25 protein-coding genes and 1 tRNA gene are annotated in these 25,484 nt (G+C 50.6%); 10 read left to right on the top strand and 16 right to left on the bottom strand.

All coding sequences use genetic code 11. The annotated features are described in order from the left end of the window. Nucleotides 1-195 precede the first annotated feature (195 nt). Nucleotides 196-1,200 carry a 6-phosphofructokinase gene (gene pfkA / locus ACN0R1_RS16105; RefSeq protein WP_417584686.1) on the top strand — a complete coding sequence of 335 codons (1,005 nt, stop codon included), beginning with the start codon at nucleotides 196-198 and terminating at the stop codon, nucleotides 1,198-1,200. Nucleotides 1,201-1,224: 24 nt separating this feature from the next. On the opposite strand, the gene ACN0R1_RS16100 is transcribed toward pfkA, so the two are convergent. The 7 genes from ACN0R1_RS16100 to hisB all read right to left on the bottom strand — a co-directional run bounded on the left by ACN0R1_RS16100 (nucleotide 1,225) and on the right by hisB (nucleotide 6,610). Then, the gene (locus tag ACN0R1_RS16100; protein WP_417584684.1) at nucleotides 1,225-1,410 is read right to left on the bottom strand and encodes a CPXCG motif-containing cysteine-rich protein; all 186 of its coding nucleotides are present in this window, start codon (nucleotides 1,408-1,410) and stop codon (nucleotides 1,225-1,227) included. A gap of 117 nt (nucleotides 1,411-1,527) precedes the next feature. Continuing rightward, complete coding sequence (locus ACN0R1_RS16095) at nucleotides 1,528-2,997, bottom strand: GGDEF domain-containing protein (protein WP_417584682.1); 1,470 nt, start codon at nucleotides 2,995-2,997, stop codon at nucleotides 1,528-1,530. 1 nt (nucleotide 2,998) lies between these two features. After that, a complete protein-coding gene (locus tag ACN0R1_RS16090) occupies nucleotides 2,999-3,757 on the bottom strand; it encodes a transporter substrate-binding domain-containing protein (protein ID WP_417584680.1) in 759 nt (252 codons plus the stop codon). A gap of 32 nt (nucleotides 3,758-3,789) precedes the next feature. Continuing rightward, complete coding sequence (gene hisF / locus ACN0R1_RS16085; RefSeq protein ID WP_417584678.1) at nucleotides 3,790-4,563, bottom strand: imidazole glycerol phosphate synthase subunit HisF; 774 nt, start codon at nucleotides 4,561-4,563, stop codon at nucleotides 3,790-3,792. 9 nt (nucleotides 4,564-4,572) lie between these two features. Beyond that, nucleotides 4,573-5,313, bottom strand: a complete 741-nt coding sequence (hisA, locus tag ACN0R1_RS16080; protein ID WP_417584676.1) for a 1-(5-phosphoribosyl)-5-[(5-phosphoribosylamino)methylideneamino]imidazole-4-carboxamide isomerase — start codon at nucleotides 5,311-5,313, stop codon at nucleotides 4,573-4,575. A 53-nt stretch (nucleotides 5,314-5,366) separates the two neighbouring features. Next, entirely contained in the window at nucleotides 5,367-6,014 is a 648-nt protein-coding gene (gene hisH, locus ACN0R1_RS16075; RefSeq protein WP_417584674.1) for an imidazole glycerol phosphate synthase subunit HisH, read from the bottom strand. A gap of 2 nt (nucleotides 6,015-6,016) precedes the next feature. Beyond that, complete coding sequence (gene hisB / locus ACN0R1_RS16070) at nucleotides 6,017-6,610, bottom strand: imidazoleglycerol-phosphate dehydratase HisB (protein WP_417584672.1); 594 nt, start codon at nucleotides 6,608-6,610, stop codon at nucleotides 6,017-6,019. Between the two features lie 140 nt (nucleotides 6,611-6,750). On the opposite strand from hisB, the gene ACN0R1_RS16065 reads away from it, so the two are divergent. The 3 genes from ACN0R1_RS16065 to ACN0R1_RS16055 are packed head-to-tail and all read left to right on the top strand — an operon-like array spanning nucleotide 6,751 to nucleotide 10,260. Next, entirely contained in the window at nucleotides 6,751-8,907 is a 2,157-nt protein-coding gene (locus ACN0R1_RS16065) for an AsmA family protein (RefSeq protein ID WP_417584670.1), read from the top strand. After that, the gene (gene mutY, locus ACN0R1_RS16060) at nucleotides 8,907-9,995 is read left to right on the top strand and encodes an A/G-specific adenine glycosylase (RefSeq protein ID WP_417584668.1); all 1,089 of its coding nucleotides are present in this window, start codon (nucleotides 8,907-8,909) and stop codon (nucleotides 9,993-9,995) included. The genes ACN0R1_RS16065 and mutY overlap by 1 nt, the downstream gene beginning before the upstream one ends. After that, nucleotides 9,985-10,260 carry an oxidative damage protection protein gene (locus ACN0R1_RS16055; protein WP_417584666.1) on the top strand — a complete coding sequence of 92 codons (276 nt, stop codon included), beginning with the start codon at nucleotides 9,985-9,987 and terminating at the stop codon, nucleotides 10,258-10,260. The genes mutY and ACN0R1_RS16055 overlap by 11 nt, the downstream gene beginning before the upstream one ends. 1 nt (nucleotide 10,261) lies before the next feature. On the opposite strand, the gene ACN0R1_RS16050 is transcribed toward ACN0R1_RS16055, so the two are convergent. From ACN0R1_RS16050 to ACN0R1_RS16025, 6 genes are all read right to left on the bottom strand, one after another. Continuing rightward, on the bottom strand, nucleotides 10,262-11,098 hold the full coding sequence (locus ACN0R1_RS16050) for an ABC transporter permease subunit (protein WP_417584664.1): 837 nt from the start codon (nucleotides 11,096-11,098) through the stop codon (nucleotides 10,262-10,264). After that, a complete protein-coding gene (locus tag ACN0R1_RS16045) occupies nucleotides 11,091-11,996 on the bottom strand; it encodes an ABC transporter permease subunit (RefSeq protein WP_417584662.1) in 906 nt (301 codons plus the stop codon). The genes ACN0R1_RS16050 and ACN0R1_RS16045 overlap by 8 nt, the downstream gene beginning before the upstream one ends. 23 nt (nucleotides 11,997-12,019) lie before the next feature. Next, the gene (gene potA / locus ACN0R1_RS16040) at nucleotides 12,020-13,159 is read right to left on the bottom strand and encodes a polyamine ABC transporter ATP-binding protein (RefSeq protein WP_417584660.1); all 1,140 of its coding nucleotides are present in this window, start codon (nucleotides 13,157-13,159) and stop codon (nucleotides 12,020-12,022) included. 67 nt (nucleotides 13,160-13,226) lie between these two features. Next, nucleotides 13,227-14,330: a polyamine ABC transporter substrate-binding protein gene (locus ACN0R1_RS16035; RefSeq protein WP_417584658.1), complete on the bottom strand. Its 1,104-nt coding sequence runs from the start codon at nucleotides 14,328-14,330 to the stop codon at nucleotides 13,227-13,229. A gap of 93 nt (nucleotides 14,331-14,423) precedes the next feature. Beyond that, the gene (locus ACN0R1_RS16030; protein ID WP_417584656.1) at nucleotides 14,424-15,770 is read right to left on the bottom strand and encodes a glutamine synthetase family protein; all 1,347 of its coding nucleotides are present in this window, start codon (nucleotides 15,768-15,770) and stop codon (nucleotides 14,424-14,426) included. After that, a complete protein-coding gene (locus ACN0R1_RS16025; RefSeq protein ID WP_417584654.1) occupies nucleotides 15,767-16,612 on the bottom strand; it encodes a gamma-glutamyl-gamma-aminobutyrate hydrolase family protein in 846 nt (281 codons plus the stop codon). The genes ACN0R1_RS16030 and ACN0R1_RS16025 overlap by 4 nt, the downstream gene beginning before the upstream one ends. A gap of 273 nt (nucleotides 16,613-16,885) precedes the next feature. Here ACN0R1_RS16025 and ACN0R1_RS16020 point away from each other — a divergent pair, with 273 nt between their 5' ends. Both ACN0R1_RS16020 and ACN0R1_RS16015 read left to right on the top strand, forming a co-directional pair. Then, on the top strand, nucleotides 16,886-18,250 hold the full coding sequence (locus ACN0R1_RS16020) for a glutamine synthetase family protein (RefSeq protein WP_417584652.1): 1,365 nt from the start codon (nucleotides 16,886-16,888) through the stop codon (nucleotides 18,248-18,250). A 24-nt stretch (nucleotides 18,251-18,274) separates the two neighbouring features. Next, nucleotides 18,275-19,573 carry an NAD(P)/FAD-dependent oxidoreductase gene (locus tag ACN0R1_RS16015; RefSeq protein ID WP_417584650.1) on the top strand — a complete coding sequence of 433 codons (1,299 nt, stop codon included), beginning with the start codon at nucleotides 18,275-18,277 and terminating at the stop codon, nucleotides 19,571-19,573. 12 nt (nucleotides 19,574-19,585) lie between these two features. On the opposite strand, the gene ACN0R1_RS16010 is transcribed toward ACN0R1_RS16015, so the two are convergent. Together ACN0R1_RS16010 and ACN0R1_RS16005 are read right to left on the bottom strand one after the other, a co-directional pair. Then, nucleotides 19,586-19,885 (bottom strand): MGMT family protein, encoded by a 300-nt coding sequence (locus tag ACN0R1_RS16010; protein ID WP_417584648.1) that lies wholly within the window; start codon nucleotides 19,883-19,885, stop codon nucleotides 19,586-19,588. Between the two features lie 34 nt (nucleotides 19,886-19,919). Then, nucleotides 19,920-21,419: an aldehyde dehydrogenase gene (locus tag ACN0R1_RS16005; RefSeq protein ID WP_417584646.1), complete on the bottom strand. Its 1,500-nt coding sequence runs from the start codon at nucleotides 21,417-21,419 to the stop codon at nucleotides 19,920-19,922. Nucleotides 21,420-21,539: 120 nt separating this feature from the next. Between ACN0R1_RS16005 and ACN0R1_RS16000 the strand changes: the two genes are divergently transcribed. The 4 genes from ACN0R1_RS16000 to ACN0R1_RS15985 all read left to right on the top strand — a co-directional run bounded on the left by ACN0R1_RS16000 (nucleotide 21,540) and on the right by ACN0R1_RS15985 (nucleotide 24,990). Then, the gene (locus ACN0R1_RS16000) at nucleotides 21,540-22,823 is read left to right on the top strand and encodes an NAD(P)/FAD-dependent oxidoreductase (protein WP_417584644.1); all 1,284 of its coding nucleotides are present in this window, start codon (nucleotides 21,540-21,542) and stop codon (nucleotides 22,821-22,823) included. 32 nt (nucleotides 22,824-22,855) lie between these two features. Continuing rightward, nucleotides 22,856-23,731 carry an N-carbamoylputrescine amidase gene (gene aguB, locus ACN0R1_RS15995; protein ID WP_417584642.1) on the top strand — a complete coding sequence of 292 codons (876 nt, stop codon included), beginning with the start codon at nucleotides 22,856-22,858 and terminating at the stop codon, nucleotides 23,729-23,731. After that, nucleotides 23,728-24,828 (top strand): agmatine deiminase, encoded by a 1,101-nt coding sequence (gene aguA, locus ACN0R1_RS15990; protein ID WP_417584640.1) that lies wholly within the window; start codon nucleotides 23,728-23,730, stop codon nucleotides 24,826-24,828. The genes aguB and aguA overlap by 4 nt, the downstream gene beginning before the upstream one ends. Before the next feature lie 86 nt (nucleotides 24,829-24,914). Beyond that, nucleotides 24,915-24,990 (top strand) — tRNA-Phe (locus tag ACN0R1_RS15985). A gap of 114 nt (nucleotides 24,991-25,104) precedes the next feature. Here the strand turns inward: ACN0R1_RS15985 and ACN0R1_RS15980 are convergent. After that, complete coding sequence (locus ACN0R1_RS15980; RefSeq protein WP_417584638.1) at nucleotides 25,105-25,344, bottom strand: hypothetical protein; 240 nt, start codon at nucleotides 25,342-25,344, stop codon at nucleotides 25,105-25,107. Nucleotides 25,345-25,484: the final 140 nt, after the last annotated feature.

Genomic DNA, 25,484 nt, shown 5'->3' with positions numbered 1-25,484 from the left:
CACTCGCATAAATGATGATCGAATAATTTCAGTATTGGCCACATTGGTAAACATCTCCAGCCGCGCACTGTTTTTTTTCAAGCCTGGTTAATCAACTGAATGTAGGCGCTACTGATGGTAAAACCGAACAGGCGAAAATTACTTTAAAACAGTATAGTCTATAGCTATGTCTTTATCTGGCTCAGGATCCGTGCCATGTACAATCTTCCAACCCTTGAAGCGACTCGCGAAATCACCTCTATCGCTGTATTAACCAGTGGCGGTGACTCCCCTGGCATGAATGCAGCCATACGCGGTGTCGTGCGAACAGCCTTGAGTTATGGAATCACTGTTCAGGGCATTCATCGTGGCTTCACCGGACTGCTGCAAAATGATATTGAGGTGCTATCTTCAGCATCCGTGTCCAATATCGTCCAACGTGGTGGCACTTTCCTGAAAAGTGCCCGTTGCCCTGAATTCCATGACCCAGCCTGTCGCAAACAAGCCGCTGAGATTCTGCACTCACACGGCGTAGAGGCTTTGATTGTCATCGGAGGCGATGGCTCTCTGACTGGCGCGCACCTGCTTGAAGAAGAGACTGGTGTTTTGGTTATAGGCCTGCCAGGTACGATAGACAATGATATATTCGGCACGGAAGACACTATCGGCTTCGATACCGCTATGAATACTGCTCTGGATGCTATCGACCGCATTCGGGATACCGCCGATTCCCATGAACGCCACTTCCTGGTTGAAGTGATGGGGCGTAATTCAGGCTTCCTGGCTACCCATGTGGGGATTGCTGCCGGTGCAGAAATGATTCTGGTACCTGAATATGCCGTCAATATTGCAGAGGTAGCACTGCAGCTAGCCACATCCCGCAAAGCAGGCACCGGCTCCAGTGGCATTATTGTCGTCGCCGAAGGCAATGAACCCGATTTAACCAGCAAAATTGCTAATGAATTACAGCAGCATGGTCTGTCACCACATATATCTATTCTTGGGCATATTCAGCGAGGAGGGCGTCCTAGCGGTCACGATCGAGTATTGGCATCCTGCCTGGGAGCTGTCGCCGTAGAATACCTTCTCGCAGGCTACAGCGATATTATGGTGGGGGTGAATAAAGGAGAAGTCGTCGACATACCGCTGGATGACTTAATCCGCTACCGTAAAGGCCTGGATCCGGAGTTACTCAAAATTGCGCTGCAACTGCATAAATAGGGCGACAGACTGCACAGAGTGAGCTCAATCACTCTCTCGCTCTACCGAAACCTCAAGAGCATTACCGATCACTACACGGATTGAAACCGGCGCGCAGCAAACAGAGCAGTCTTCCGTGTATTCCTGATCACCACCACTACAGTCTACCGTCAATGAAAAAGGTTCACTGCAATAAGGGCAAACCAAATCTACAGTTTCTAATGGATTCATCATTTCCTCCCTACTTCAGCAAGACGGCTAGGTTTGCCGCAATAATCACAGAGCTAGCGTCAATACAACTCGCAAGCTGCACTAAGCTTAGTCTAAATGTGACTGCACCACATGAACTCAACCATAAATGCGGGTACAGTTGCGTCCTGCAGACTTAGCGTCGTAGAGCGCCTGATCCGCATGCTTAAGCAAGCGCTCCGCTGAATCAGTTACCCCCATTCGGAAGCAGGCAATTCCGATACTCACAGAAAGACTTACTGACTTATCAGGTAACAGCGAAATTTTACGGCATTCGGCATGCAATGTTTCTGCAATTTGCAACGCATCTTCAACCGTAGTTTCCGGAAAGATCAGGGTAAACTCTTCACCACCAAAGCGTGCAGCCAACTCTCCAGGCCGATGAGTGAACCGCTGAAATATCCTCGCCATCTCCTTCAAACATTCGTCACCCAACTGATGTCCATAGGTATCATTCAGTCGCTTAAAGTGATCGATATCGATCATCAACACAGCCAACGGATGGTGGTAACGCAATGAACGCCCTACTTCTGTGTCCAGCGACTGATCCAGACAACGTCGGTTAGCCAGCCCGGTCAATCCATCCATCTGTGACAAACGCTCAAGTTCCAGGTTTGCTTTTTGCAGGCGATGAGCAAGACTGGAATAATCTTCTATCGATTGGCGAATAGTATCCAGCTCTTTAAAACACAGTGGCTGCAACCTGATAGGACGCTCCCCTTGTCCTTCAATTGCACGCAGTCCATTAACCAGTTCTTGAACAGGACGAAGAATAAGACGCTGGAACGAAAACAGTATGATGGCCGAAACAAAGATCAACAAGGCGATCAGTATCAAAAAATAATTACTGATTTTCAACGCATCATCACCGATATCACGGGTAATCAACCGTGCCTTCAATGCGGCATCAGAGCTAAGGTAAGCGGACAGGTGTTCAATCCGCTCATGGGTATCTTTTACCAGCCAGTCTAGTTGAACATTCAGATCAGATATAAAGTTGATATGGTAAAGCAGGCTGTCGAAATCATCCGGCGTCAGGCGAGTCTTGAGCCGTTCCAGTATATTTTGCAAACTTTCCATTTGAATGGACTGAACGGAGATAGCTGAAAAAAAACCAACGAAATAACTCAAGTCAGTATAGTCAGCTTCGCTGAGTTGTACTTGTACCTTTTGCTGCAGCTCACGCTGCATTTGCCTCACACCAAGCATCTCACGGATATCAAACATGATATTGTTGGCTTCGGACATCAGGTAGGCATCCTGATCAAGCATAAAACTATGAATAAGCACCTGAGACAGTAATCGATAATGCCGTTCTTCTGATGCGCTTTGTACTCGATAAGCAGCGTCCAGATAAGTGCCAATTTTCTCCACTTTCAATGCATCTTGCTGTGTGCGAAGCAGCTCTGGCAAATAATCTTCGGCCGTAGCACGAGTTTTAGCCGATATATCTCTAAGCAATCCGAGCGACAGCATCAGCGCCAGGGTAAACATCAGCAATAAACCCAGCACTACCACCAACAGGGTTACAGACATTTTGAACTGAGGAATAAACTTCGGATGTGCCATATCAATAGATACTGAACGGGATGTACTTGCGGTTTATGCGCTCATAGGTACCATTTAACCGAATGGTTATCAGCGCCTGATTGATATCGGAGCGCAATGAATCATTTCCCTTCTCAACAGCTATATGTGCATCTGTTTTCAACAGTTCATCTATTAGCGGCTCGGATATAAAATCGAACGCACTCCCTTCTGATGACTGTAGAAAACTCAGAAGATTAATACTGTCGGACAACACCAGATCTACTTCACCGGATACCAACTTTGCGAGTGCCTGCTCTTGATCCTCAGTAACAACTATATCGGCTGCCGGATAACGTGACCTTAAGAAAGTTTCCTGCACCGTGCCGATACCCGTTGCCAAACGAACCCCCTCAAGCGATTCAGGACTGCTACTGGAGTACTTGTATGGGTTACCAACGAAAACTGAATGGCTACGGTAGTAAAAATCACTGAAATCAACACGCTCCTCCCGTTCAGCCGTCTTAGCCATACTAGCCACTATCAACTGATAGTGGCCCTTTTCTATACCATCCAGAAGATCGTTCCAAGGCACCGCAATTAATTCACAGTCCCGCTGCATGGTCTCACAAAGGGCATAGGCAATATCCACATCAAAGCCAGACAATCCGCCCGCTTCATCAAAATAGCTAAATGGAGGATAAGCGCCTTCTGTTGCAATAATCAGTGGGCCTGCCTGGGCAAACCCCATCCACCCAACAAGAAGTATGCCTAACCAGATGTTTGTTTTTTTTCTTATCATTACAAACGTCCCTGATTATAAAAAGCTATGGATTATAATCTTACTTCGATTCCCCGCGACTGCATATACAGTTTCGCTTCAGGAATGGAGTACTCATTAAAATGGAAAATAGAGGCTGCCAATACCGCATCGGCTTTACCTTCCAGAATACCATCAACCAGATGATCAAGATTACCCACACCACCTGAAGCAATAACAGGCACATGAACGGCTTCACTGATAGCACGAGTGACGCCCAGATCAAAACCTGATTTCATGCCATCCTGATCCATTGATGTCAGCAGAATCTCACCCGCCCCCAGATCGACCATTTTCACGGCCCACTCGATAGCATCTAATCCGGTTGGCTTACGACCACCGTGGGTAAAGATTTCCCAACGGTCAGCCTCACCCGGTTGAGAGACTTTTTTAGCATCAATGGCGACAACGATGCATTGTGAACCAAACCGTGATGCAGCTTCCTGAACAAAATCAGGATTGAATACCGCCGCTGTATTAATAGATACTTTATCAGCACCGGCATTCAGCATACGACGAATATCTTCACAGGCCCGAATACCCCCCCCCACAGTCAGGGGAATAAACACTTCAGCTGCCATACGCTCAACCGTATGCACAGTGGTTTCTCGACCTTCATGACTGGCAGTGATGTCTAGAAAAGTGATTTCATCGGCACCTTGCTGCTCGTATCGACGGGCAATTTCTACTGGGTCACCCGCATCACGAATATCCAGAAATTTGACACCTTTGACAACTCGCCCATTTTCAACATCCAGACAGGGGATAATACGCTTAGCCAGTCCCATAACGGTTCCTTATGCTTTACACAGTTGGTCACTGAGTGCCTGAGCTTCTGCTACATCCAGCGTGCCTTCATAAATAGCACGACCAGTAATAGCACCCAGAATGCCCTTATCGGCAACTGCTGCAAGACGACGAATATCCTCAATATCGGTCACACCACCTGAGGCTATAACCGGTATGCCCGCATCCTGAGCCAGCGCGACAGTCGCTTCCACATTAACACCCTGCATCATGCCATCACGGCTGATATCGGTATAAACGATCGAAGAGACACCATCATTGCGGAATTGAATCGCCAGATCAGTAGCCTTAACACTAGAAACCTCAGCCCAGCCATCGGTGGCCACATAACCATCCTGCGCATCCAGACCAACGATAATATGGCCAGGAAAGCGCTTGCACATATCCGTTACAAAAGCTGGATCTTTCACCGCTTTGGTACCGATAATAACGTACTCAACACCAGCCTTCAGATAAGCCTCTATGGTTTCTGCGGTACGAATGCCACCACCTATCTGAATCGGCAGGTCAGGGTAGGCCTGTGCAATCGCTTTAACTATTTCACCATTGACCGGTTCTCCGGCAAAAGCGCCATTCAGGTCAACCAGGTGCAAACGACGACAGCCTGCTTCGACCCATTTTGCAGCCATATCTACCGGGTTATCCGAGAACACCGTAGAGTCATCCATGCGCCCTTGACGCAGACGCACACATTTACCATCTTTCAGATCTATTGCAGGGATAATCAGCATGTTTCTTTCCAGTTAATCAAAATCGGTTACACCCATGTTTCCACACGGAAGGTTCAGGCACGTCCATCCCAGCTAAGGAAATTCTGCAACAGTTTAAGACCTGCCTGCTGGCTTTTTTCGGGGTGAAACTGCACAGCAAAGACATTTTTATGTGCCAAGGCCACATCAAAGGGCACGCCGTATTCACAGCTACCCGCAACCTGCTCGGATTGCGCCAGCTTCACATAATAACTATGTACAAAGTAAAAGCGGCTATTGTCTTCAATCCCCTGCCACAGCGGGTGAGACTTGGCCTGTTTCACCTGATTCCAGCCCATATGCGGAACTTTCAAGGTATGGTTATCGGCATCACGCAAATCATTACCAAAGAAATTCACTCGCCCGGCAAACTCGCCCAGACAATCCACACCGCCATTCTCTTCAGAGAAATCCATCAATGCCTGAAACCCGACACAGATTCCTAAAAAAGGTTTACCGGAGCGAATGGCTTCAGCCACTTCAACATCAACGCCCAAGCGGCGTATTTCAGCCATACAATCACGAATTGCCCCGACGCCAGGCAGCAGTACTCTATCGGCATCACGTACCGCTTGTGGATCGGCCGTTACCAGCACCTCAACATCAGGGTTAACATGCTCCAGCGCCTTGGCAACCGAGTGCAGGTTTCCCATACCATAATCGATAACGGCAATACGGCTCATGTTTACAGGCACCCTTTGGTTGATGGCATCATACCCTTGGCACGTGGATCTTCCTCCAGCGCCATACGCAGGGCACGGCCAAATGCCTTGAAGATAGTTTCAGCCTGATGATGACTGTTCTTACCCTTGAGGTTATCAATATGTAGCGTGACACCAGCATGATTAACAAAGCCATGGAAAAATTCGCTGAACAGGTCTACATCAAAACTGCCAATACGGCCGCGGGTAAACTCAACGTTCATTTCTAGCCCAGGACGCCCGGAGAAATCGATAACCACCCGCGACAAGGCTTCATCCAGGGGAACATAGGCATGGCCATAACGACGTATGCCGGTTTTATCCCCTACGGCCTGTTTAAAAGCCTGACCCAGAGTGATGCCGACATCCTCCACTGTGTGGTGATCGTCAATGTGCAGATCACCTACGGCACTCACTTCCAGATCAATCAGGCCATGACGGGAAATCTGGTCCATCATATGGTCCAGAAAAGGGACACCGGTATCTGCCTCAAACTTGCCGCTTCCATCCAGATTAACGGCAACGGTGATCTGGGTTTCCAGAGTATTCCGGGTAACTCTGGCTGTGCGCTGCGCCATAACATTCTCCGCAAATAATTCACTAAATGCTGCTATTATACGGTATAGATGCTGCCAACGGCAGGGCTGAAGCCCAGTGAGGCTGCGTAAATTATTTAGCAGTGTATTTTTCTTTTGCAAACAGACTCTGAGACGTACTTATGAAGCGCTTTATCAAAATCCTTGCAGCCACCTTTGTCGTCCTGGTTTTAGCTATTGCTATCGGACTCTTTTACATTACCTCTGTAATGGATCCAAATGACTATAAACCAAGAATTGAACAGCTTGCGCTTGATAAGGCCGGGATGGAACTCAACATCGAAGGTGATATTGCCTGGTCACTTTATCCTTGGCTAGGCATGCAAACTGGTGCCATAACTATTGCGTACCCTGGCAAGCCCCAGCTTGGCAGCCTGGCATCAGCACAGGTTTCGCTACAATTGATGCCACTGTTTTCAGGTCGTGTGGAGATGAGCGATTTGATACTGGAGGGGCTATCTCTTAATTTAATTAAAGATGCTGATGGCAATGTAAACTGGATAGACGACTTGGCAGAAACAAGCGAAACCGCCGATTTACCAAGTGCGGAGGCTCCCAGTTCAGCTAACACAACAGCCGATGTTGACCTGAACATCGAATCTATCTCTGTGCAGCAGGCAGGCATCCAATACACTGATCTGGCTGAAAACACCCGTATTGAGCTTAGTAGCCTGACACTAACAACAGCCAACGTACGTCTAGACCAACCGATTCATACCGAACTAAGCTTCAATTTGCGCTTGTTTGAAGGTGCTGATGTCGTCACTGAAGCCAATACAAAACTAGACACCCATCTTCTGATAAATCGGGATCTGAAGCGTTTCAACCTGGCAGACACCCAGATAAACCTGCAACTGGGAGGCAGCGGCCTTCCGCCGAATCTTCCAACAATTAGTTTACGTTCGGATATCACTCTGAACTTGATGGATGAAAGCTTGATTATCGATCAACTTAGCGTAACGCTTGGCAGCCTGGCACTTCAGGGGCAGCTAAGCCTGCAAAATTTTAATGAGCCTGACATCAGCGGACGTATCGATGCAGCCCCCTTTAATTTGAAGGCTCTGTTGACCGAACTTGGGCAGCCGCCACTCACTACGCAAAATGCCAGCGCACTTCAGCAAGTAGGCTTTTCAACGCAACTCAACGGCGACCTCAAGGCTATCAGTCTGTCACCACTGAGCCTTACTCTGGATGACACACTATTAACTGGATCTGCGGGCATTAACCTGCAAACTGGGCAGCTATCCCTTGCACTCAAGGGGAATACGCTGAATGCCGATCATTATCTGCCACCACAAACAGCCTCCACAGCTACTTCTAACAGTAACGACACCAACCGCCAAACCAACCAAGGTGAAGCAGGCTGGTCACAGGAAGAGATTCTTCCTGTTGATAGTCTAAAAGCGCTTAATCTATCCCTGGAGCTGGATCTGGAAACGCTGATTTTCGAGCAAAAGCGCATCAATAATCCAGGCATCACTCTGACGGCTGATGATGGTCTGATCAATCTCAACCGGCTGACTGCTCAGCTCTATTCAGGTCAACTCAATGCCAGCGGCAACCTGGATGCTCGAAGCACGCCTGTAACAACCCAGGCTAACCTTCAAGTTAACGACATTCAGGTGGGTGAACTGCTAAAAGAGATGGCAGACTCAGATGCTGTCAGCGGACTCTTCTCAACGCAAGCAGAGCTAGTCACCAGCGGGGGCTCTATACACGCCATGATTAACAATCTGAATGGCTCTGCCAGTATCAGTATGAAAGAAGGCGTGCTGCAAGGCATAGATATGGCGCAAACCGTCTGCCAGGGCATCCAGACAGTCACTTCCTTAGGCGTCAACACCCCGCAGGTTGACAGATCCACGCCCTTTGCTGATCTGCTGGGTAACTTCCGTATCCGCCAGGGTGTTGTAGAAAATAACGATCTCAGCGCCACCCTCGACGCCATGCTGCTCAAAGGGCAGGGCAAAGTGGATTTGCCCGCTCAAGCTATCGATTACCGTCTTGGCTTTACTATTCAGGAAAACCTGTTCCAACAAACCTGTTCGGTAAATAACCGCCTTGAAGGCTTAGAGCTACCCGTTAACTGCAAAGGCCAGTTCGACACGCCTCCCGCGCAGATGTGCCGTCCTGATACCAGTATATTTACACAACTGCTACGCCAGGAAGTACAGCGTAAAATTGAAGAGCAGATTGGCGGTAGTATCGAAGAGCAGATTAATGAACGTATCGGTGGAGAAGAGGGTGCTCGTGAGTTGATCCGGGGATTGTTACGTTAATGACTCTAGCGACAACAAACACAATGAGTGGCGCTCTGCTGAGCTGGTTTGACCAGCATGGGCGCCATGACCTGCCCTGGCAGGCCGAAAAATCACCTTATTACACCTGGATTTCTGAGATCATGCTGCAGCAAACCCAGGTCAAAACGGTAATTCCCTATTTTCAGCGCTTTATTGCTGAGTTTCCTGATGCACAAGCCTTGGCAGAGGCCCCTATTGATAGGGTGCTGCACCACTGGACTGGTCTGGGCTATTACGCTCGCGCCCGTAACCTGCATAAAGCCGCACAGATTATTAGCCAGAACTTTAACGGTGAATTTCCTGATACTCAGGATGAACTGGAGCAGCTACCGGGCATAGGCCGCTCCACTGCAGGCGCCATACTATCTATTGCCTTGGGGAAAAAAGCGGCCATTCTGGATGGCAATGTTAAACGGGTGCTGGCCCGTTACCATGCCGTAACAGGTTGGAGCGGTGAAGCCTCTGTCCAAAAACAACTCTGGACCCTGGCTGAGCTGCATACGCCGGAACAGCGCAATGGTGATTACACTCAGGCTATTATGGATCTCGGTGCAACGCTCTGCCGTCGGAGCAACCCCAGTTGCACTGTCTGCCCGCTTAACTCTGACTGTCGTGCACGGGCGTTGGGGATCACCGATCAACTGCCAACTCCTAAACCACGTAAAACTCTCCCTGTTAAAGCGGTCAGTTTAGCCATAGTGCGCAATCCAGCCGGGGAAGTCTGGCTGCAACAACGGCCACCCACTGGGATCTGGGGTGGTCTGTGGAGCTTGCCTGAAATCGATGACCCTGGCTTGCCCTTCAGTTTATCTACACATCAACCAGATGAGACCCTGGCTGTTTTGAAGCATAGCTTTAGCCATTACCATCTGCACATCACCCCTCAGGTCTACCAATTAAAAGCCCCTGGAAACTGTGTGATGGAAGCCACCAACGGTCTCTGGTATAACATAGACCAGCCGCAGCAGGCGATTGGCTTGGCTGCACCGGTTAAAAAGCTGCTTCAGCAGCTACCTATTCAATCTACTCACCCTCGCGGTGATTCAGGAGCAACAGATGAGTCGTAGTGTTTTCTGTCGCAAGTATCAAAAAGAGCTTGAAGGTCTGGATAAACCACCCTATCCAGGTCCGGTAGGTCAAAAAATTTATGAGTCGGTTTCCAAACAGGCCTGGCAAGCCTGGACTGAACATCAGACCATGTTAATTAACGAAAAACACCTGAATATGATGGACCCGGCGAGCCGCAAATTTCTGCAGGAACAGATGGAAAAGTTTTTCGCTGGCGAAGAATTTGAACAGGCTGAAGGTTACGTACCACCGGCTGAAAAATAAACTATTCCATCGACTCAGGTAGTGGACGGCGACGCTTCTCTTCAGCTCGCCGCATCAGATACCAGGCAATAAACGCTATCACAGACACGGCCAGAATAATCAGGGTTGCCAAGGCATTGATCTTGGGCGATACCCCGAGCCTGACAGATGAGAACACCACCATAGGCAAGGTTGTGGCTCCCGGTCCGGACACAAAACTGGCAATCACCAGATCATCCAAAGACAGAGTGAATGCCAGCAGCCAGCCGGAGATCAGTGCCGGGGTAATGATAGGAATCGTAATTAGAAAGAAGGTTTTAAAAGGTGTCGCCCCAAGGTCTAAGGCGGCCTCCTCGATTGAAAGATCCAGCTCACGCAGGCGCGATGACACCACCACGGCCACATAGGCACTGCAAAAAGTCGTGTGAGCTATCCAGATAGTCACCATGCCGCGATCAGCTGGCCAACCGATAATCTGCGCCATATGCACAAACAACAGCAACAGCGACAGACCTGTGATTACCTCAGGCATTACCAACGGCGCCGTAATCATACTCGACAGCATGGTCCGTCCACGAAAGCGACGAAAACGCGTCATCACCAAGGCCGCCAAAGTACCAATACACACCGCCATGGTGGCCGAATAAAAAGCGATCCTAAGACTCATCCACACAGCCGATAACAACTGCTGATCACGGAAGAGTTCTACATACCATTGCGTTGAGAAACCCGCCCAGACAGTCACCAGTCGCGATGCGTTAAACGAATAAAACATCAAAATCGCCATGGGGATATACAGAAACAGCAACCCCACTACCAGCATCACTTTGGAAAAGCTGACATTGCTTAACTTAGCCATTTTTTTCCATCTCCTTGGACTGATAACGATGGAAAAGAATAATCGGTATGATCAGCAATGCCAGCATGATAACGGCCAGCGCCGAGGCTACAGGCCAGTCACGGTTATTAAAGAACTCTTCCCACAGCACCTTACCGATCATCAGTGTATTGGGTCCACCCAGTAGCTCTGGGATTACGAATTCACCCACTGCAGGAATAAATACCAGCATGGAACCAGCTATGATCCCACCTTTTGACAAGGGCAAAGTAATACGCCAAAAGGTATTGACCTTGCGCGATCCAAGATCTGAAGCGGCCTCAAGCAAACTGGCATCCATTTTCACCAAATTGGCATAAAGCGGCAAAATCATGAACGGTAGATAGGCATAAACAATACCTATGACTACGGCGATATTGGTGTTCATCACCCTCAGCGGTTCATTGATCACACCCAACCACAATAGAAAATTATTCAGTAAACCCTGATTACTCAAAATGCCCATCCAGGCATACACGCGAATCAGGAAGGAGGTCCAGGAGGGCAACATAATCAGCAGTAACAGTACCAATTGCCACTGCAGAGGTGCCCGCGCCATAGCATAGGCCATGGGGTAACCCAACAGCAGGCAAAGGACTGTCGAAATAAAGGCAATTTTCAGCGAACCTATATACGCCGACACATACAGACTGTCAGACGCCAGAAAAATGTAGTTGCTCAAATTCAATACAATCGAAATGGTATCATCGATATAACTGAACACAGGTTGATAGGGCGGAATCGCGATCAACGCCGACGAAAAGCTGATTTTCAGTACCAGCGCGAAGGGCAGTAGGAAGAACAGCGATAACCAGATAAAGGGTATGCCGAAAACCAGAAGACGGCCACTCGGTAACGCTTGTCGGATCTTGTTCAGCATACTTAAGCCTCCGCGCATCAAGCTTAATCCCAGAGCACAACGGGACTGGAATCATCCCAACTGACAAAGACGGAATCGCCCCAGGTGGGTCGGTCACCACGTCGCTCGGTATTGGCAATACTGGCCTGAATGATCCTGCCTGATGGTAACTGGACATAGTAGACTGATATGCCGCCTAAATAAGCAATATCCTGTACCTTACCAGAGCACCAATTATAATCTGAATCTGGCTGCTCGCGACTGATCAGCGTTTTTTCCGGCCGCAGTGCGACCATGGCCAGCTCACTTTCAGCGCGAGTGCTAACCCCATGACCGATATAGATAGGTTGCTCCAGCTCCGCACAGGACAGGGTGAGGCTGTCAGCTTCATCTTCCTGGATACGGCACTCAAACATATTTACTGAACCAATGAATTCAGCAATCATCCGACTGTTAGGGCTCTCGTAAATATCGATAGGTGAGCCTATCTGCGCAATCCAGCCTTCCGACATAATGGCAATCCGGCATGCCATTGTCATAGCTTCTTCCTGATCATGGGTTACCAGCACACAAGTCACACCCACTTTTTCCAGTATACCCACGACTTCCAGCTGCATTTCTGTGCGCAGCTTTTTATCCAGCGCCCCCATAGGTTCATCCAGCAGCAATAACTTAGGCCGCTTGGCCAGGGAACGCGCCAAAGCAACACGCTGGCGTTGCCCACCGGATAGCTGGGCGGGGCGGCGCTTGGCATATTTCTCCATTTTCACCAGTCGTAGCATCTCAGCCACACGCTGATTAACTTCAGCTTTGGGAATTTTGTCCTGTTTCAGACCAAAAGCGATGTTCTGTTCCACGGTCATGTGCGGAAACAGCGCGTAGGACTGAAACATCATATTAATTGGGCGCTCGTAGGGCGGTAGATCGGTAATATCCTTACCATCCAGAATGATGCGCCCTTCACTCGGCTTTTCAAAACCGGCCAAGATACGCAACAGCGTAGATTTTCCGGAGCCGGATCCACCCAGCAACGCAAAAATATCGCCTCGGGTAATGTCGATGCTGACATTATCCACAGCCAATACATCATCAAAGTACTTACTCACACCCTGAATTTGCAACAGCACTTCAGTTGTAGCTTGAGTATCCAGTGGATTTTTTACAGCACCCGAGCCACTCAGCATCAGCAAGCCCTCCAATCATCAACAAACGAAAACTGGCTGCCAACAGCTGTTGGCAGCCACCAGGGTATTAACGTCCTGATTTCACTCGATTCCAGGTACGTGTAACAATGCGCTGAGTGTCCAGCGGGCGTTCTTTAGCTATATACAGGTGTTCTTTCACTTCAGCGGTCGGATAGATGGAGGAGTCGTTAAGAATATCCTCATCAACGAACTCATCAGCCGCGGCGTTGGGGTTGGCGTACCAAACATAGTTGGTAATATCACCAATAATTTCAGGTTTCAGCAGAAAATTAATCAATGCATGAGCATTGTCGATATTCGGGGCGCCGTCTGGAATAGCCAGCATATCAAACCACAGAGCAGCACCTTCCTTTGGGATGGTATAGACGATAACGTTACCGTTATCCGCTTCATCAGCACGATCAGCAGCCTGCAAAATATCACCGGAATAACCGGCACCGACACAGATTTCACCGTTAGCCAGATCGGAAATATAACGCGATGAATGGAAGTAAGTGATGTGTGGTTGAACGGCACTGATCACTTCGGCTGCACGAGCAAAATCGTCTGCCTCGTTACTATTAGGGTTTAGCCCGAGATAGGCCATGGCGGCAGGTAGCATCTCGTCACCAGAATCCAGCATACTGATACCACACCCAGCCGCGGCCAACTTGGCTGTAACCTCCGGATCAAACATCAGCGCCCAGGAATCAGTCGGTGCATCATCACCAAGAATTTCCTGTATACGGCCTTCGTTATAGCCGTAGCCATTAGTACCCCACAGATAGGGCACAGAAAAACGACTACCCGGATCTACGTCTTCAAGATTACGCATAAGCTCAGGACTAAGGTTACCCAGATTAGTCAATTTACTATGGTCTAGCTCAACAAATGCCCCAGCACTGATCTGCTTGGTCAGATAATGGTTTGAGGGTACCACCAGGTCATAGCCTGAACGACCCGACAACAAGGCCGCTTCCAGCACTTCATTACTATCGAACACATCATAGATCACACGAATACCGGTTTCAGCTGTAAACTTCTCCAGCGTGTCTTCGGCAATGTAGTCTGACCAATTGTACACGCGCACTTCATTGGCATTCGCCGCCGCTGCACCTAAGGCGAGCGTCATAGCGGTAACAAGCACGGTTTTTTCAAAAGATCTGATCATCTGAGCACCTCATACTTAGGTAAACGTAGTTAAAACATATTTAACATAGTCTGACGTAAAAAAAACCTGAAATTTTATGCTGTGGTTGCCAGATTAAACAGATAACAGCAGAAACTCACGCTCCCAGGAGCTAATGACCTGCTTGAAGTTCTCATGCTCAACCCGCTTCACCGCAATATAGCCCTTTACAAACTCAGGGCTCAGGTATTCACGGATCACCTTGGAGTGTTCCATACGTTCCAGAGCAGCCTCTAACGTCAGGGGTAAACGTAGATTACGGCGCTCGTAGGCGCGTCCTTGAACCGGCGCTGACGGATTTATTTTTTTCATCATACCGAGATAGCCGCAAAGCAGACTCCCGGCAATAGCCAGGTAGACATTGGCATCAGCACCCGGCAAACGATTTTCCACCCGGCGGTTCTGCGAATCGGAATCCGGTACACGCAGGCCACAGGTACGGTTTTCCAGTCCCCACTCTACGTTGACCGGCGCCGAGGTATCCGGTAAGAAGCGGCGGAAGGAGTTCACATTGGGCGCCAACAGCGGCAGGATTTCCGGAATATACTTCTGCAAACCACCAATATGATGCAAAAACAACTCACTCATTTTGCCCTGTGCATCCGAGAAGATCGATTCGCCGGTATGCAGATCCACCACGCTCTGATGTAAATGCATTGCGCTGCCCGGTTCATTACTGACCGGCTTGGCCATAAAGGTTGCCGCCACATCGTGCTTCAAAGCCGCTTCACGCATAGTACGCTTAAATACAAACACCTGATCAGCCAAAGACAAAGGGTCACCATGACGGAAATTGATCTCCATCTGCGCCGTGCCTTCCTCATGAATCAGGGTATCGATATCCAGTCCCTGTGCTTCACACCAGTCATACATATCCTCGAACAAGGGATCAAACTCGTTGGCCGCATCGATGGAGAAGGATTGACGACCGGTTTCCTGACGTCCTGAACGTCCGATAGGTGGCTGCAAAGGCAGATCAGGATCTTCACAACGTTTGGTAAGGTAAAATTCCATTTCTGGAGACACTATCGGTTTCCAGCCCTGATCCTGATATAAACGCAGCACTTTTTTCAGCAGGTTACGAGGTGACAGGTTAATCGGCAAGCCATTGCGGTCATAGCAGTCATGAATTACCTGAGCCGTAGGTTCCAAGGCCCAGGGAATCACAAAAATAGCATCCGGATCCGGATGACAAATCATGTCGATATCGGCCGGGTCCAGCAGGTCGTAGTAGATATCATCTTCAACATAGTCGCCGGTTACCGTTTGCAGCAGAATGCTTTCAGGCAAGCGCATGCCTTTTTCGGCAATAAACTTAGATACCGGGGTAATCTTACCCCGTGCTATACCATTGATATCACTCACCACACATTCTATTTCGGTGATCTGATTCTCTTTCATCCAGTCTTCAAGTTGTTTCATAAAATATCTGCCGTACTCTGTTTGCCTGTCCTGTTAGTGGTACGTTCAATATGCCTTTGACGACAGGCGTCTCCAAATGCTTTCAGAATGGCACGATAAAATGGAAACTCACCCACCCCGTCATCCGGTTGCCACTGCCATTCCGGGTGCCACTGAACCGCTAAGGCGAAGCGTTGCGCGTGTTTCACCGAAAAAGCCTCAATCAGACCATCATCAGCCACCGCCTCTATCTGCACACCGGGCGCCAGCGTCCGGACGCCCTGACCATGCAAAGAATTTACCTGAACTTCAGACGCTTGCGGCCAAATGCTCGCCAATACACCACCGGCCTGTAAGGTAATCGGATGTGCCAGGGTATTGTACTGTGCATTGATTGAGGTAGTTTTGTCTTCGCGATGGTCGCGGTAGCCTTCAACCTCATGCACTTTTTGATGCAGCGTGCCACCCAGTGCCACGTTCATCTCCTGAAACCCACGACAGATACCCAAAATCGGCACACCGGCTTTCACCGCGGCCCGAACCAATGGCAAGGTTGTCGCATCTCGATAAGGATCATGTTCCGATCCCGGATCGCTGGGTTCGCCATCATAGTGATGTGGTTCTATATTGGAAGGCGAGCCAGTCAGCAGCAAACCATCCAACTGCTCGAGCAGCTGTTCCGGTGGGATTTGCGCACCCAAAGCCGGAATAATCAGCGGTATACCACCCGCACCTTCAGAGACAGCACGCACATACTTTTCGCCAACAATAAAAAAAGGGTGTTTTTCAGGTAAGCGTTGACTGCATGCATTAACTCCGATCAGTGGCAGGGACGTTACGGAAGCGGGTAGATCGGATGACATAAAATTCCTGATTAAGTGAGTAATAGAAGAAAGTCTGCTGACTTCTAAGTTAAACTTGTAGCGCGACTCCGTGCGCTTATCAAGGGGATCATTGCTGTTTACGCAACTTTTTTTCATCCTCATGACGATGCCGTATACCTGCCGTTAACAACGCATGGAGAGGCCAACTCAATTGTTGACAGCATTTGATTATTAGAATTAACTCAGTGATGATTCTTTTGCTGACAAACCACTGTCATCGCACAACTACCAACGGATATAAAGGTTTCCCTTATGGGTTCGGGTACAGAACAAGCCACTAATTTCCTGCAGGAACATCCTGAGCTGCAGTTTGTTGATCTTCTTATTGCTGACATGAACGGCATTGTCCGCGGCAAACGGGTTGATCCCGGAGCACTACTCAAGGTCTTTGATAAGGGTGTGGCACTGCCAGCATCAATTTTCGCGTTAAATATTCAGGGCACCACGGTCGAAGAAACCGGCCTGGGGCTGGATATAGGTGAAGCGGACCGCATCTGCCTACCGATTCCCGACACCCTGAACATGGAGCCCTGGCAAAAACGCCCAACAGCACAGCTGCTGATGACCATGTATGAGCTGGACAGGGAGACACCCTTCTTTGCAGACCCTCGCGTGGTGCTACAAAAGGTTGTTGAACGTTTCAAAGAGCTGGAATTGACACCGGTCACTGCGTTTGAGCTGGAATTTTATCTGATTGACCAGGAAAACATCTCTGGTCGTCCGCAGCCACCTAAATCACCTATTTCGGGCAAGCGTCCTGCCAGTGTTCAAGTCTATTCGATTGATGACCTGGATGAGTATGCCGAATTTCTGGCTGACGTACTCGATGCCGCGCATGAGCAGGGCATTCCAGCCGATGCACTGGTAGCTGAATCAGCACCCGGACAGTTTGAGGTCAACCTGCACCATGTAGATGACCCGGTCAAAGCCTGTGATTACGCCACATTGCTCAAGCGCCTGATCAAAAACATGGCCTATGACCATGAAATGGACACCACCTTCATGGCCAAGCCCTACCATGATCAGTCTGGTAGTGGCATGCACCTGCATGTCAGCCTGATAGACAAAGATGGCCACAACATCTTTGCAGGAAACCCGGAAGAACCCAATGATATGCTGCGCTGGGCAGTGGGTGGATTGCTAGCCACTATGAACGACGCCATGGCCTTGCTCTGCCCGAATATCAACTCCTACCGCCGTTTCAGCCCGGAATACTATGTGCCCAGCGCACCCACCTGGGGCGTCGACAACCGTACCACGGCTCTGCGCCTTCCCGGTGGCGATCCGGAGGCCCTGCGTATTGAACACCGTATTGCCGGTGCCGATGCCAACCCTTATTTGCTGATGGCAGCGGTGTTAGCGGGCATTCACTTCGGTATCACTCACAAGATTGAACCGGCTGAAATTACTATAGGTAATGCCCATGAGCAGCATGACTCCTCATTGATTAACAACCTGCGGGATGCCCTCAGAGAGCTGGAAGACTCTCCGGTAATGCTGGAATATCTTGGCTACAAATTCCTGAAAATTTTTGTAGCCTGTAAAGAACACGAGCTGACTGAGTTTGAGCATACCATCTCGGACCTGGAGTACCTCTGGTACCTGCACACGGTCTGATCAAACCAGAAAGGAATTTACAGCATGAACTCAGCCACTGAACATACCCGCTCCTGGTACGCGGCAACTCGGCACAGCCAGCGTACCTGGCCAGCACTACAGACAACGCTGGATGTGGATATTTGTGTTGTCGGGGCTGGCTTTACCGGCATCAATACCGCCCTGGAGCTGGTGCAGCGTGGCTTTAGTGTGGTGCTGTTGGAAGCCCATCGGATCGGCTGGGGTGCCTCAGGCCGCAATGGTGGTGAACTCATCCGTGGTATAGGCCATGATCTGAATCAGTTTCATAATACCCTCGGTGACGAAGGTGTGCTGGCACTCAAACAGATGGGCACCGAGGCGCTGGAACTGGTCAAGCAGCGCATCCAGACACACCAGATCGACTGTGATCTGGTACTGGGTTACGCCGACCTGGGTACAAACCTAAAGCACCGCAAGCAGTTGGATGAAGAGCTGCGAGCGCTGCAAGCTATTAATTATCCTCACCGACTGCATTTGCTGGACCCTGCTGAGCTAAAACAACAGGTAGTTGATTCGGATTTTTATACCGGCGCGCTGGTCGACGAAGGTAGTGGCCACCTGCATCCGCTCAACCTGTTGCTGGGTGAGGTCGGAGCGGCAGAACAGTTAGGCGTGCAGGTGTTCGAGCAATCGCCAGCTATCCGATTAGAGAAGGGTGACCGGCCAGTGGTACATACCCCGCAGGGCCAGGTGCGCTGTAACCGGGTGGTGCTGGGCTGTAATGGCTATCTGAATCCGGATCTGGAGCCCTGGCTGAGTGGCAAAATCCTACCCGCAGGTAGCTACATCATCGCCACAGAGCCGCTGCCAGCCGAACTTTGTGAACGACTCATGCCAGGTCGAAAAGCGGTAGCTGATATGCGTAACATCCTGGACTACTATCGTATCAGCCAGGACAATCGATTAATCTTTGGTGGTCTATGCACTTATAACGGCAAGGATCCCAAAGATATTGCGGCGGCATTACACCCCAGTATCGCCAAAGTCTTCCCACAACTCGGTCCGGTGAGAATCGACTATCAATGGGGTGGCATGCTCGGCATCGGCGCTAACCGCCTACCCCAGATAGGTCAGTTACCAGACTGCCCAGCGATTTACTTCGCTCAGGCCTATGCAGGGCATGGGGTTAACGCTACGCATCTAGCGGCCCGCATCCTGGCCGAAACCATCAGTGGTGAAACCGACGAGCGTTATCAACTGTTCACTCGCATACACCACATGACCTTTCCTGGCGGACGGCATCTCAGAGCACCCTTGTTGGCCGCCGGTATGCTCTGGCATAGGTTCAAGGAATTGCTCTAAGTGGTATTCTGATCATAGAAAATAGCTTTTAGGCACCCGATTACCCTGCAGCAGAATGCCATCAGCCAGCAGCCGAGCACGTTGCTCGGCAACGCCAGCATGATCGGCAAGCTGACCATCACTGCGAATCACCCTATGCCAGGGCAGAGTGGTGCCTTCGGGTAAGTTGGACATCGCTCGCGCCACCATGCGTGCATTAACACCATCCAACTGACGTGCCAGGCCGCCATAACTGATCACCCGATCCGACGGCAAGGCATCCAGCAGGGTATAGAGCTGGGTTTTCCAGTCGTTCTCTACGTACTTATCCACCTACCTACCTCAAGCTTCAAGTAAGCGCTTACACTCAAGAAAGCTCAATCCAGGTAGCTTTCAGCTCGGTATACTTGTCAAAAGCATGCAGGGATTTATCCCGTCCATTGCCTGACTGCTTGAAGCCACCGAAAGGCGCGGTCATATCGCCACCATCATAATGGTTGATCCAGACACTACCGGCACGCAGTGCCTTAGCGGTTTTGTGCGCCTTGTTGATATCTGCAGTCCAAACCGCGGCAGCCAGGCCGTATATAGTGTCATTGGCAATCGCAATGGCTTCTTCTGCGGTTTCAAAAGGAATGACTGACAATACCGGCCCGAAGATCTCTTCGGCGGCAATTTTCATCTGATTGGTGACATTATCAAACAACGCCGGCTGCACAAAGTAGCCACCACTGTCCTGTAGCACCTGGCTGCCGCCTTCGGCCAGAGTCGCACCCTCTTGCACACCCGCTTCGATGTAACCTATGACTCTTTCCAACTGCTGCTGATCGACTATGGCGCCACAGGTGGTGTTTGGATCCAGTGGATGGCCTGGCTGCCAAGCTTTTAATGCTTTAGCCACGCGTAACACAAAGTCATCCTTGATACTGGCTTCCACCAGCAAACGGCTACCCGCTGTGCAAACTTCACCTTGGTTAAAGGCGATAGCCGATGCCGCTTCAGTAGCGGCACGATCCAAGTCCGGCGCGTCGGCAAAGACAATATTCGGGCTCTTACCGCCAGCCTCCAGCCACACACGCTTCATGTTTGATTCACCCGCATAGATCAGCAACTGCTTGGCCACACCGGTCGATCCGGTGAACACCAGGCAGTCAACATCCTGATGCAGTGCTAACGCTTTGCCCACGGTATGTCCGTAACCCGGCAACACATTAAATACGCCGTCAGGAATACCGGCTTGCTGTGCCAGTGCCGCCAGGCGAATGGCACTCAGGGGCGATTTTTCCGAAGGTTTAAGGATCACCGAGTTACCTGTCGCCAGCGCAGGCGCCAGCTTCCAGGCTGCCATGATCAGCGGGAAATTCCAGGGTACGATAGCCGCTACCACACCGATGGGCTCACGGGTCACCATACCTATCTGGTTGGCTGGTGTCGGTGCCAGCTCATCATAGACTTTATCAATCGCTTCAGCGGTCCAACTGATAGCGCGCGCGGTTGCCGGCACATCACCTTTAAGGGCGTGACTGATAGGTTTCCCCATATCCAGCGTTTCCAGCAACGCCAGTTCTTCACGGTTTTCCAGTATCAGTTCGGCAAAGCGCAGTAGCACTTTCTTGCGTTTGGCTGGCGCCAACTGGCTCCAGCTACCGGATTCAAAACTCTGCCGTGCGGCAATCACTGCCAGATCAGCATCAGCCTGATCGCAACTGGCGACCTCCGTCAGAACCTTGCCATCCAGCGGGCTGATCGATGCAAAGGTTTCACCGGACACCGCTGGGCAAAACTGGCCATTAATAAATGCCTGTCCATTAAATTCCAGGGTAGAAGCCCGTTCTTGCCACTCCTGACGTGTTTTTGGTGTAGACATAAGTACCTCGTAAGCTGAAGATATGAAACAATCATAGCAGGTTAATTTAGCCAGTAGCCTGCTTTCAAGATAGGTTTTTCTGGCATAGACTGATAGCTATTTTCCGACAGTGAGGTTGTGATGACAGCTTTTGAACCGGTTCCATCCTATTATGCCGCTTCTGCCAATGCCACACCGCACAGACCCGCCCTGCAAGGCCAGGTCGAAGCTGATGTGTGTGTGATAGGTGCAGGCTATACCGGCCTCTCTACAGCCCTGTATCTGGCTGAAGCTGGCTATAAGGTTGTTGTACTTGAGGCGGTCAGCGTCGGCTGGGGAGCATCCGGTCGCAATGGCGGTCAGATCGTCAACAGTTACAGCCGTGATCTCGATGCGATTGAGAAGCAGGCCAGCCCAGGCAACCTTAAACTGCTGGCGGAAATGGCGTTTGAAGGAGCTCAGATCATTCGCCAGCGCGTTAAAGACTATGGCATAGAGTGCGACCTGAAAGAGGGTGGAGTACTGGCCGCCATTACTGGCCAGCAACTGAAGCACCTGGAAACCCAGCAAAAGCTTTGGCAAAGATTCGGTTATGATCAGTTGGAGTTGTTGGATGCCAGGGGCATTCGCGATGTTGTCGACAGTGAGCGCTACGTCGGGGGTGCACTGGATCATACCGGTGGGCATATTCATCCACTCAATCTGGCATTGGGGGAGGCCGCTGCACTGGAATCACTCGGGGGCCAAATCTACGAACACTCGGCCGTTACCCAGATTAAACCCGGTGAGCCAGTAGAACTGGTTACCGCTCAGGGTTCCGTGAAGGCCCGCTTTGCCGTGGTGGCCGGTAATGCTTATCTTGGCGACCTGCTGCCACAACTGGCGTCGAAATCCATGCCTTGCGGTACTCAGGTGATTACCACCGAACCGCTGAGCGACGAGCAAGCGGCGCGTTTAATCCCGCAGGACTACTGTATTGAAGATTGTAACTACCTGCTGGACTACTACCGTTTGTCCGGCGATAAACGCCTGATCTACGGCGGTGGCGTGATCTATGGTGCCAGAGATCCTGCCGATATCGAGCGGATTATTCGCCCGAAAATGCAGCAAACCTTTCCGGAGTTGGCCAACATCAAGGTGGACTACGCCTGGACAGGTAATTTCTTACTGACCCTGTCGCGGCTGCCGCAAATGGGCCGTATCGGCAGCAATATCTATTACTCACAAGGCTGCTCAGGTCACGGAGTCACCTTTACCCATGTGGCAGGCAAGTCCCTGGCACTGGCCATACAGGGCCAGGCCGAGCGTTTTGATGCCTTTGCCAGCCTGCCACACTATCCTTTCCCGGGTGGACGGTTATTCCGCGTACCTTTTACGGCCATGGGCGCTCTCTACTACACTTTGCGTGACCGGCTAGGTATTTAAATCAGGCATTGAATTCAGGAGTTTGTTTCACTATGCGTAAAGTCAGCGTTGCTGCCACCCAAATGCCCTGTGGCTGGGATGTCGAAGAGAATATAGCCAGTGCCGAAGCCCTGGTGCGCCAAGCCCATGCACAAGGGGCACAGATTATCCTTCTGCAGGAGCTGTTCGAACGTTGCTACTTCTGTCAGAAGCAAATTTATGACTATCTGAGCTTCGCTACCACCCTTGAAGACAACCCAGCGATTGCCCATTTCAGCCGCATCGCGGCCGAACTCCAGGTGGTGTTACCCATCAGCTTTTATGAGCGCAGCAACAACGCCTATTACAACAGCATTGCCATTATTGATGCCGATGGCAGCTTGCTGGGTATCTACCGCAAAAGCCACATACCTGATGGCCCGGGCTACTCAGAGAAGTTCTACTTCACCCCAGGTGATACCGGCTTCAAGGTCTGGGATACCGCCTATGGCCGTATCGGCGTGGGTATCTGCTGGGATCAGTGGTATCCGGAGTGTGCACGGGCCATGGCGCTGATGGGGGCTGAACTGCTGTTTTATCCCACCGCCATCGGTAGTGAACCCCAGGACAACGGCCTGGATTCTCGCGATCACTGGCAAACCGTGCAGTGCGGCCATGCCGGTGCCAATCTGGTGCCGCTGATCGCCAGTAACCGCACCGGCATAGAAACCGAAGGGGATTCATCCATCACCTTCTATGGCTCATCGTTTATTGCTGATGAAACCGGCAAAAAAGTGGCCGAGCTGGATCGCGATAGCAGCGGCATTCTGGTGCACAGTTTCGATCTCGACGCCATTGCCCACAAGCGGCATAGCTGGGGCATTTTCCGTGACCGCCGACCTGACCTGTTTCAGGTGATACTCACCAAAGACGGAGTAACCCGGTCATGAGTAGCCGGACCCTGGATACCACACCGCGCCAGGACGGCTTCAGCATGCCAGCCGAGTGGTGTCCTCATGCCCAGACCTGGATGATCTGGCCGGAACGCCCAGACAACTGGCGCCTGGGCGCAAAACCGGCCCAGCAAGCCTTTGCTGCCGTGGCGCGTGCCATAGCCGAGTTTGAACCCGTCACGATGGGTGTTTCTGCGGCCCAGTATGAAAATGCTGCTGCTCGCTTGGCTGAAGCCCCTGATATACGGCTTATCGAGCTATCCACCAATGATGCCTGGATGCGTGATACCGGCCCTACTTTTGTAAAGAACCCGGCAGGGGAACTGCGAGGTATTGACTGGCAGTTTAACGCATGGGGCGGACTCAATGGCGGCCTGTACTTCCCCTGGGACAAGGATGACCAGGTTGCCCGCAAAGTGCTGCAGATCGAAGGTTTGAGCCGTTACCGCGCTGATTTCGTGCTGGAAGGCGGTGCCATTCATGTGGATGGCGAAGGTACCCTGCTGACTACCGAGGCCTGTCTGCTGAACCCTAACCGTAACCCGCATCTCAGTCGTGCGGATATCGAAGCACAACTGAGCGACTATCTGGGGATCGACAAGGTACTGTGGTTACCACGAGGTATCTTCGAAGATGAAACCGACGAGCATGTGGATAATATCGCCTGCTTTATCGCCCCTGGTGAAGTGCTGCTGGCCTGGACAGATGATACCCAGGATCCACAGTACGCACATTCTCAGGCGGCACTGGACTACCTCAGCCAGCAGACCGATGCCAAAGGGCGGCCACTGACAGTGCACAAGCTACCGCTTCCCGGTCCACTCTATATGACCGCCGAAGAAGCCGAAGGTGTTGACCCGATAGATGCCACGCAACCACGCCAGGCGGGTAATCGTCTGGCAGGCAGTTACATCAACTTCCTGTTCTGTAACGGCGGCATCGTCATGCCCAGCTTCAACGACCCGATGGATGCCGAAGCCTGCCGCATTATCCAGTCACTCTGTCCGGAGCATCGTGTGGTGCAGGTGCCAGGACGTGAAATACTGCTCGGGGGCGGCAATATTCATTGCATTACCCAACAACAGCCCCTCTAAAGGGGCTAAAGTACAAAAAAACATAAGTATTTCCGTAAAGGTGTTGACGTAAGCCCTCAAATTTAATTTAATACGCGCCTCGGTTAGCCCGGATAGCTCAGTCGGTAGAGCAGAGGATTGAAAATCCTCGTGTCGGTGGTTCGATTCCGCCTCCGGGCACCATTACTCATTAAAAAACAATGGGTTAAGGCGCTAAAACTAACCAGCCCAACATAAAGCCCCACTTCTGAAAAACGCTTAAATTATTTTTTCTATTTATTTAAACCGGAAAGCAGCTTATTCATCCGCTTCATTGAATACGGTTTTGGCTTTGCGGTAGGTGTCCTTACCCATACCAACGGCGGCGGCTGCTAGTTCATCTGTGCGGCCTTTTGGCAATTCGTCTAATGTTAGACTAATTGGTTTAAGGTCTGGATTACCAACCCTACCAGCCAACTTAGCCTCGATAGCCTGGGCAATCGCAATCTTTTCTTCTGGGGTAAAGTCGCGCCGCTCATTGTTTTCGTCGCGTTCCATTTTTAGGAACGTGGCTGGGGTCTGGTAGCTGCAACACGGTATTGGGCGGGGTTTCTAGCTTATCGGTGTTTTGTGGACACGGTAGCTTGCAGATTTTTCATGTTTTAATTGGTTGCTATTCACACAAAACCAACGTTTAA

It is taken from the genome of Nitrincola sp. (assembly GCF_048264025.1).
GTDB lineage: Bacteria > Pseudomonadota > Gammaproteobacteria > Pseudomonadales > Balneatricaceae > Nitrincola.
The sequence above is the reverse complement of the archived record's forward strand: the minus strand, read 5'-3'. Positions and strand labels throughout refer to the sequence as shown.

Bases quoted from the DNA above. Each gene is read 5' to 3' on its own strand.
- pfkA (WP_417584686.1), top strand. From the start codon at position 196: ATGTACAATCTTCCAACCCTTGAAGCGACTCGCGAAATCACCTCTATC.
- ACN0R1_RS16100 (WP_417584684.1), bottom strand. From the start codon at position 1,410: ATGAATCCATTAGAAACTGTAGATTTGGTTTGCCCTTATTGCAGTGAA.
- ACN0R1_RS16095 (WP_417584682.1), bottom strand. From the start codon at position 2,997: ATGGCACATCCGAAGTTTATTCCTCAGTTCAAAATGTCTGTAACCCTG.
- ACN0R1_RS16090 (WP_417584680.1), bottom strand. From the start codon at position 3,757: ATGATAAGAAAAAAAACAAACATCTGGTTAGGCATACTTCTTGTTGGG.
- hisF (WP_417584678.1), bottom strand. From the start codon at position 4,563: ATGGGACTGGCTAAGCGTATTATCCCCTGTCTGGATGTTGAAAATGGG.
- hisA (WP_417584676.1), bottom strand. From the start codon at position 5,313: ATGCTGATTATCCCTGCAATAGATCTGAAAGATGGTAAATGTGTGCGT.
- hisH (WP_417584674.1), bottom strand. From the start codon at position 6,014: ATGAGCCGTATTGCCGTTATCGATTATGGTATGGGAAACCTGCACTCG.
- hisB (WP_417584672.1), bottom strand. From the start codon at position 6,610: ATGGCGCAGCGCACAGCCAGAGTTACCCGGAATACTCTGGAAACCCAG.
- ACN0R1_RS16065 (WP_417584670.1), top strand. From the start codon at position 6,751: ATGAAGCGCTTTATCAAAATCCTTGCAGCCACCTTTGTCGTCCTGGTT.
- mutY (WP_417584668.1), top strand. From the start codon at position 8,907: ATGACTCTAGCGACAACAAACACAATGAGTGGCGCTCTGCTGAGCTGG.
- ACN0R1_RS16055 (WP_417584666.1), top strand. From the start codon at position 9,985: ATGAGTCGTAGTGTTTTCTGTCGCAAGTATCAAAAAGAGCTTGAAGGT.
- ACN0R1_RS16050 (WP_417584664.1), bottom strand. From the start codon at position 11,098: ATGGCTAAGTTAAGCAATGTCAGCTTTTCCAAAGTGATGCTGGTAGTG.
- ACN0R1_RS16045 (WP_417584662.1), bottom strand. From the start codon at position 11,996: ATGCTGAACAAGATCCGACAAGCGTTACCGAGTGGCCGTCTTCTGGTT.
- potA (WP_417584660.1), bottom strand. From the start codon at position 13,159: ATGCTGAGTGGCTCGGGTGCTGTAAAAAATCCACTGGATACTCAAGCT.
- ACN0R1_RS16035 (WP_417584658.1), bottom strand. From the start codon at position 14,330: ATGATCAGATCTTTTGAAAAAACCGTGCTTGTTACCGCTATGACGCTC.
- ACN0R1_RS16030 (WP_417584656.1), bottom strand. From the start codon at position 15,770: ATGAAACAACTTGAAGACTGGATGAAAGAGAATCAGATCACCGAAATA.
- ACN0R1_RS16025 (WP_417584654.1), bottom strand. From the start codon at position 16,612: ATGTCATCCGATCTACCCGCTTCCGTAACGTCCCTGCCACTGATCGGA.
- ACN0R1_RS16020 (WP_417584652.1), top strand. From the start codon at position 16,886: ATGGGTTCGGGTACAGAACAAGCCACTAATTTCCTGCAGGAACATCCT.
- ACN0R1_RS16015 (WP_417584650.1), top strand. From the start codon at position 18,275: ATGAACTCAGCCACTGAACATACCCGCTCCTGGTACGCGGCAACTCGG.
- ACN0R1_RS16005 (WP_417584646.1), bottom strand. From the start codon at position 21,419: ATGTCTACACCAAAAACACGTCAGGAGTGGCAAGAACGGGCTTCTACC.
- ACN0R1_RS16000 (WP_417584644.1), top strand. From the start codon at position 21,540: ATGACAGCTTTTGAACCGGTTCCATCCTATTATGCCGCTTCTGCCAAT.
- aguB (WP_417584642.1), top strand. From the start codon at position 22,856: ATGCGTAAAGTCAGCGTTGCTGCCACCCAAATGCCCTGTGGCTGGGAT.
- aguA (WP_417584640.1), top strand. From the start codon at position 23,728: ATGAGTAGCCGGACCCTGGATACCACACCGCGCCAGGACGGCTTCAGC.
- ACN0R1_RS15980 (WP_417584638.1), bottom strand. From the start codon at position 25,344: ATGGAACGCGACGAAAACAATGAGCGGCGCGACTTTACCCCAGAAGAA.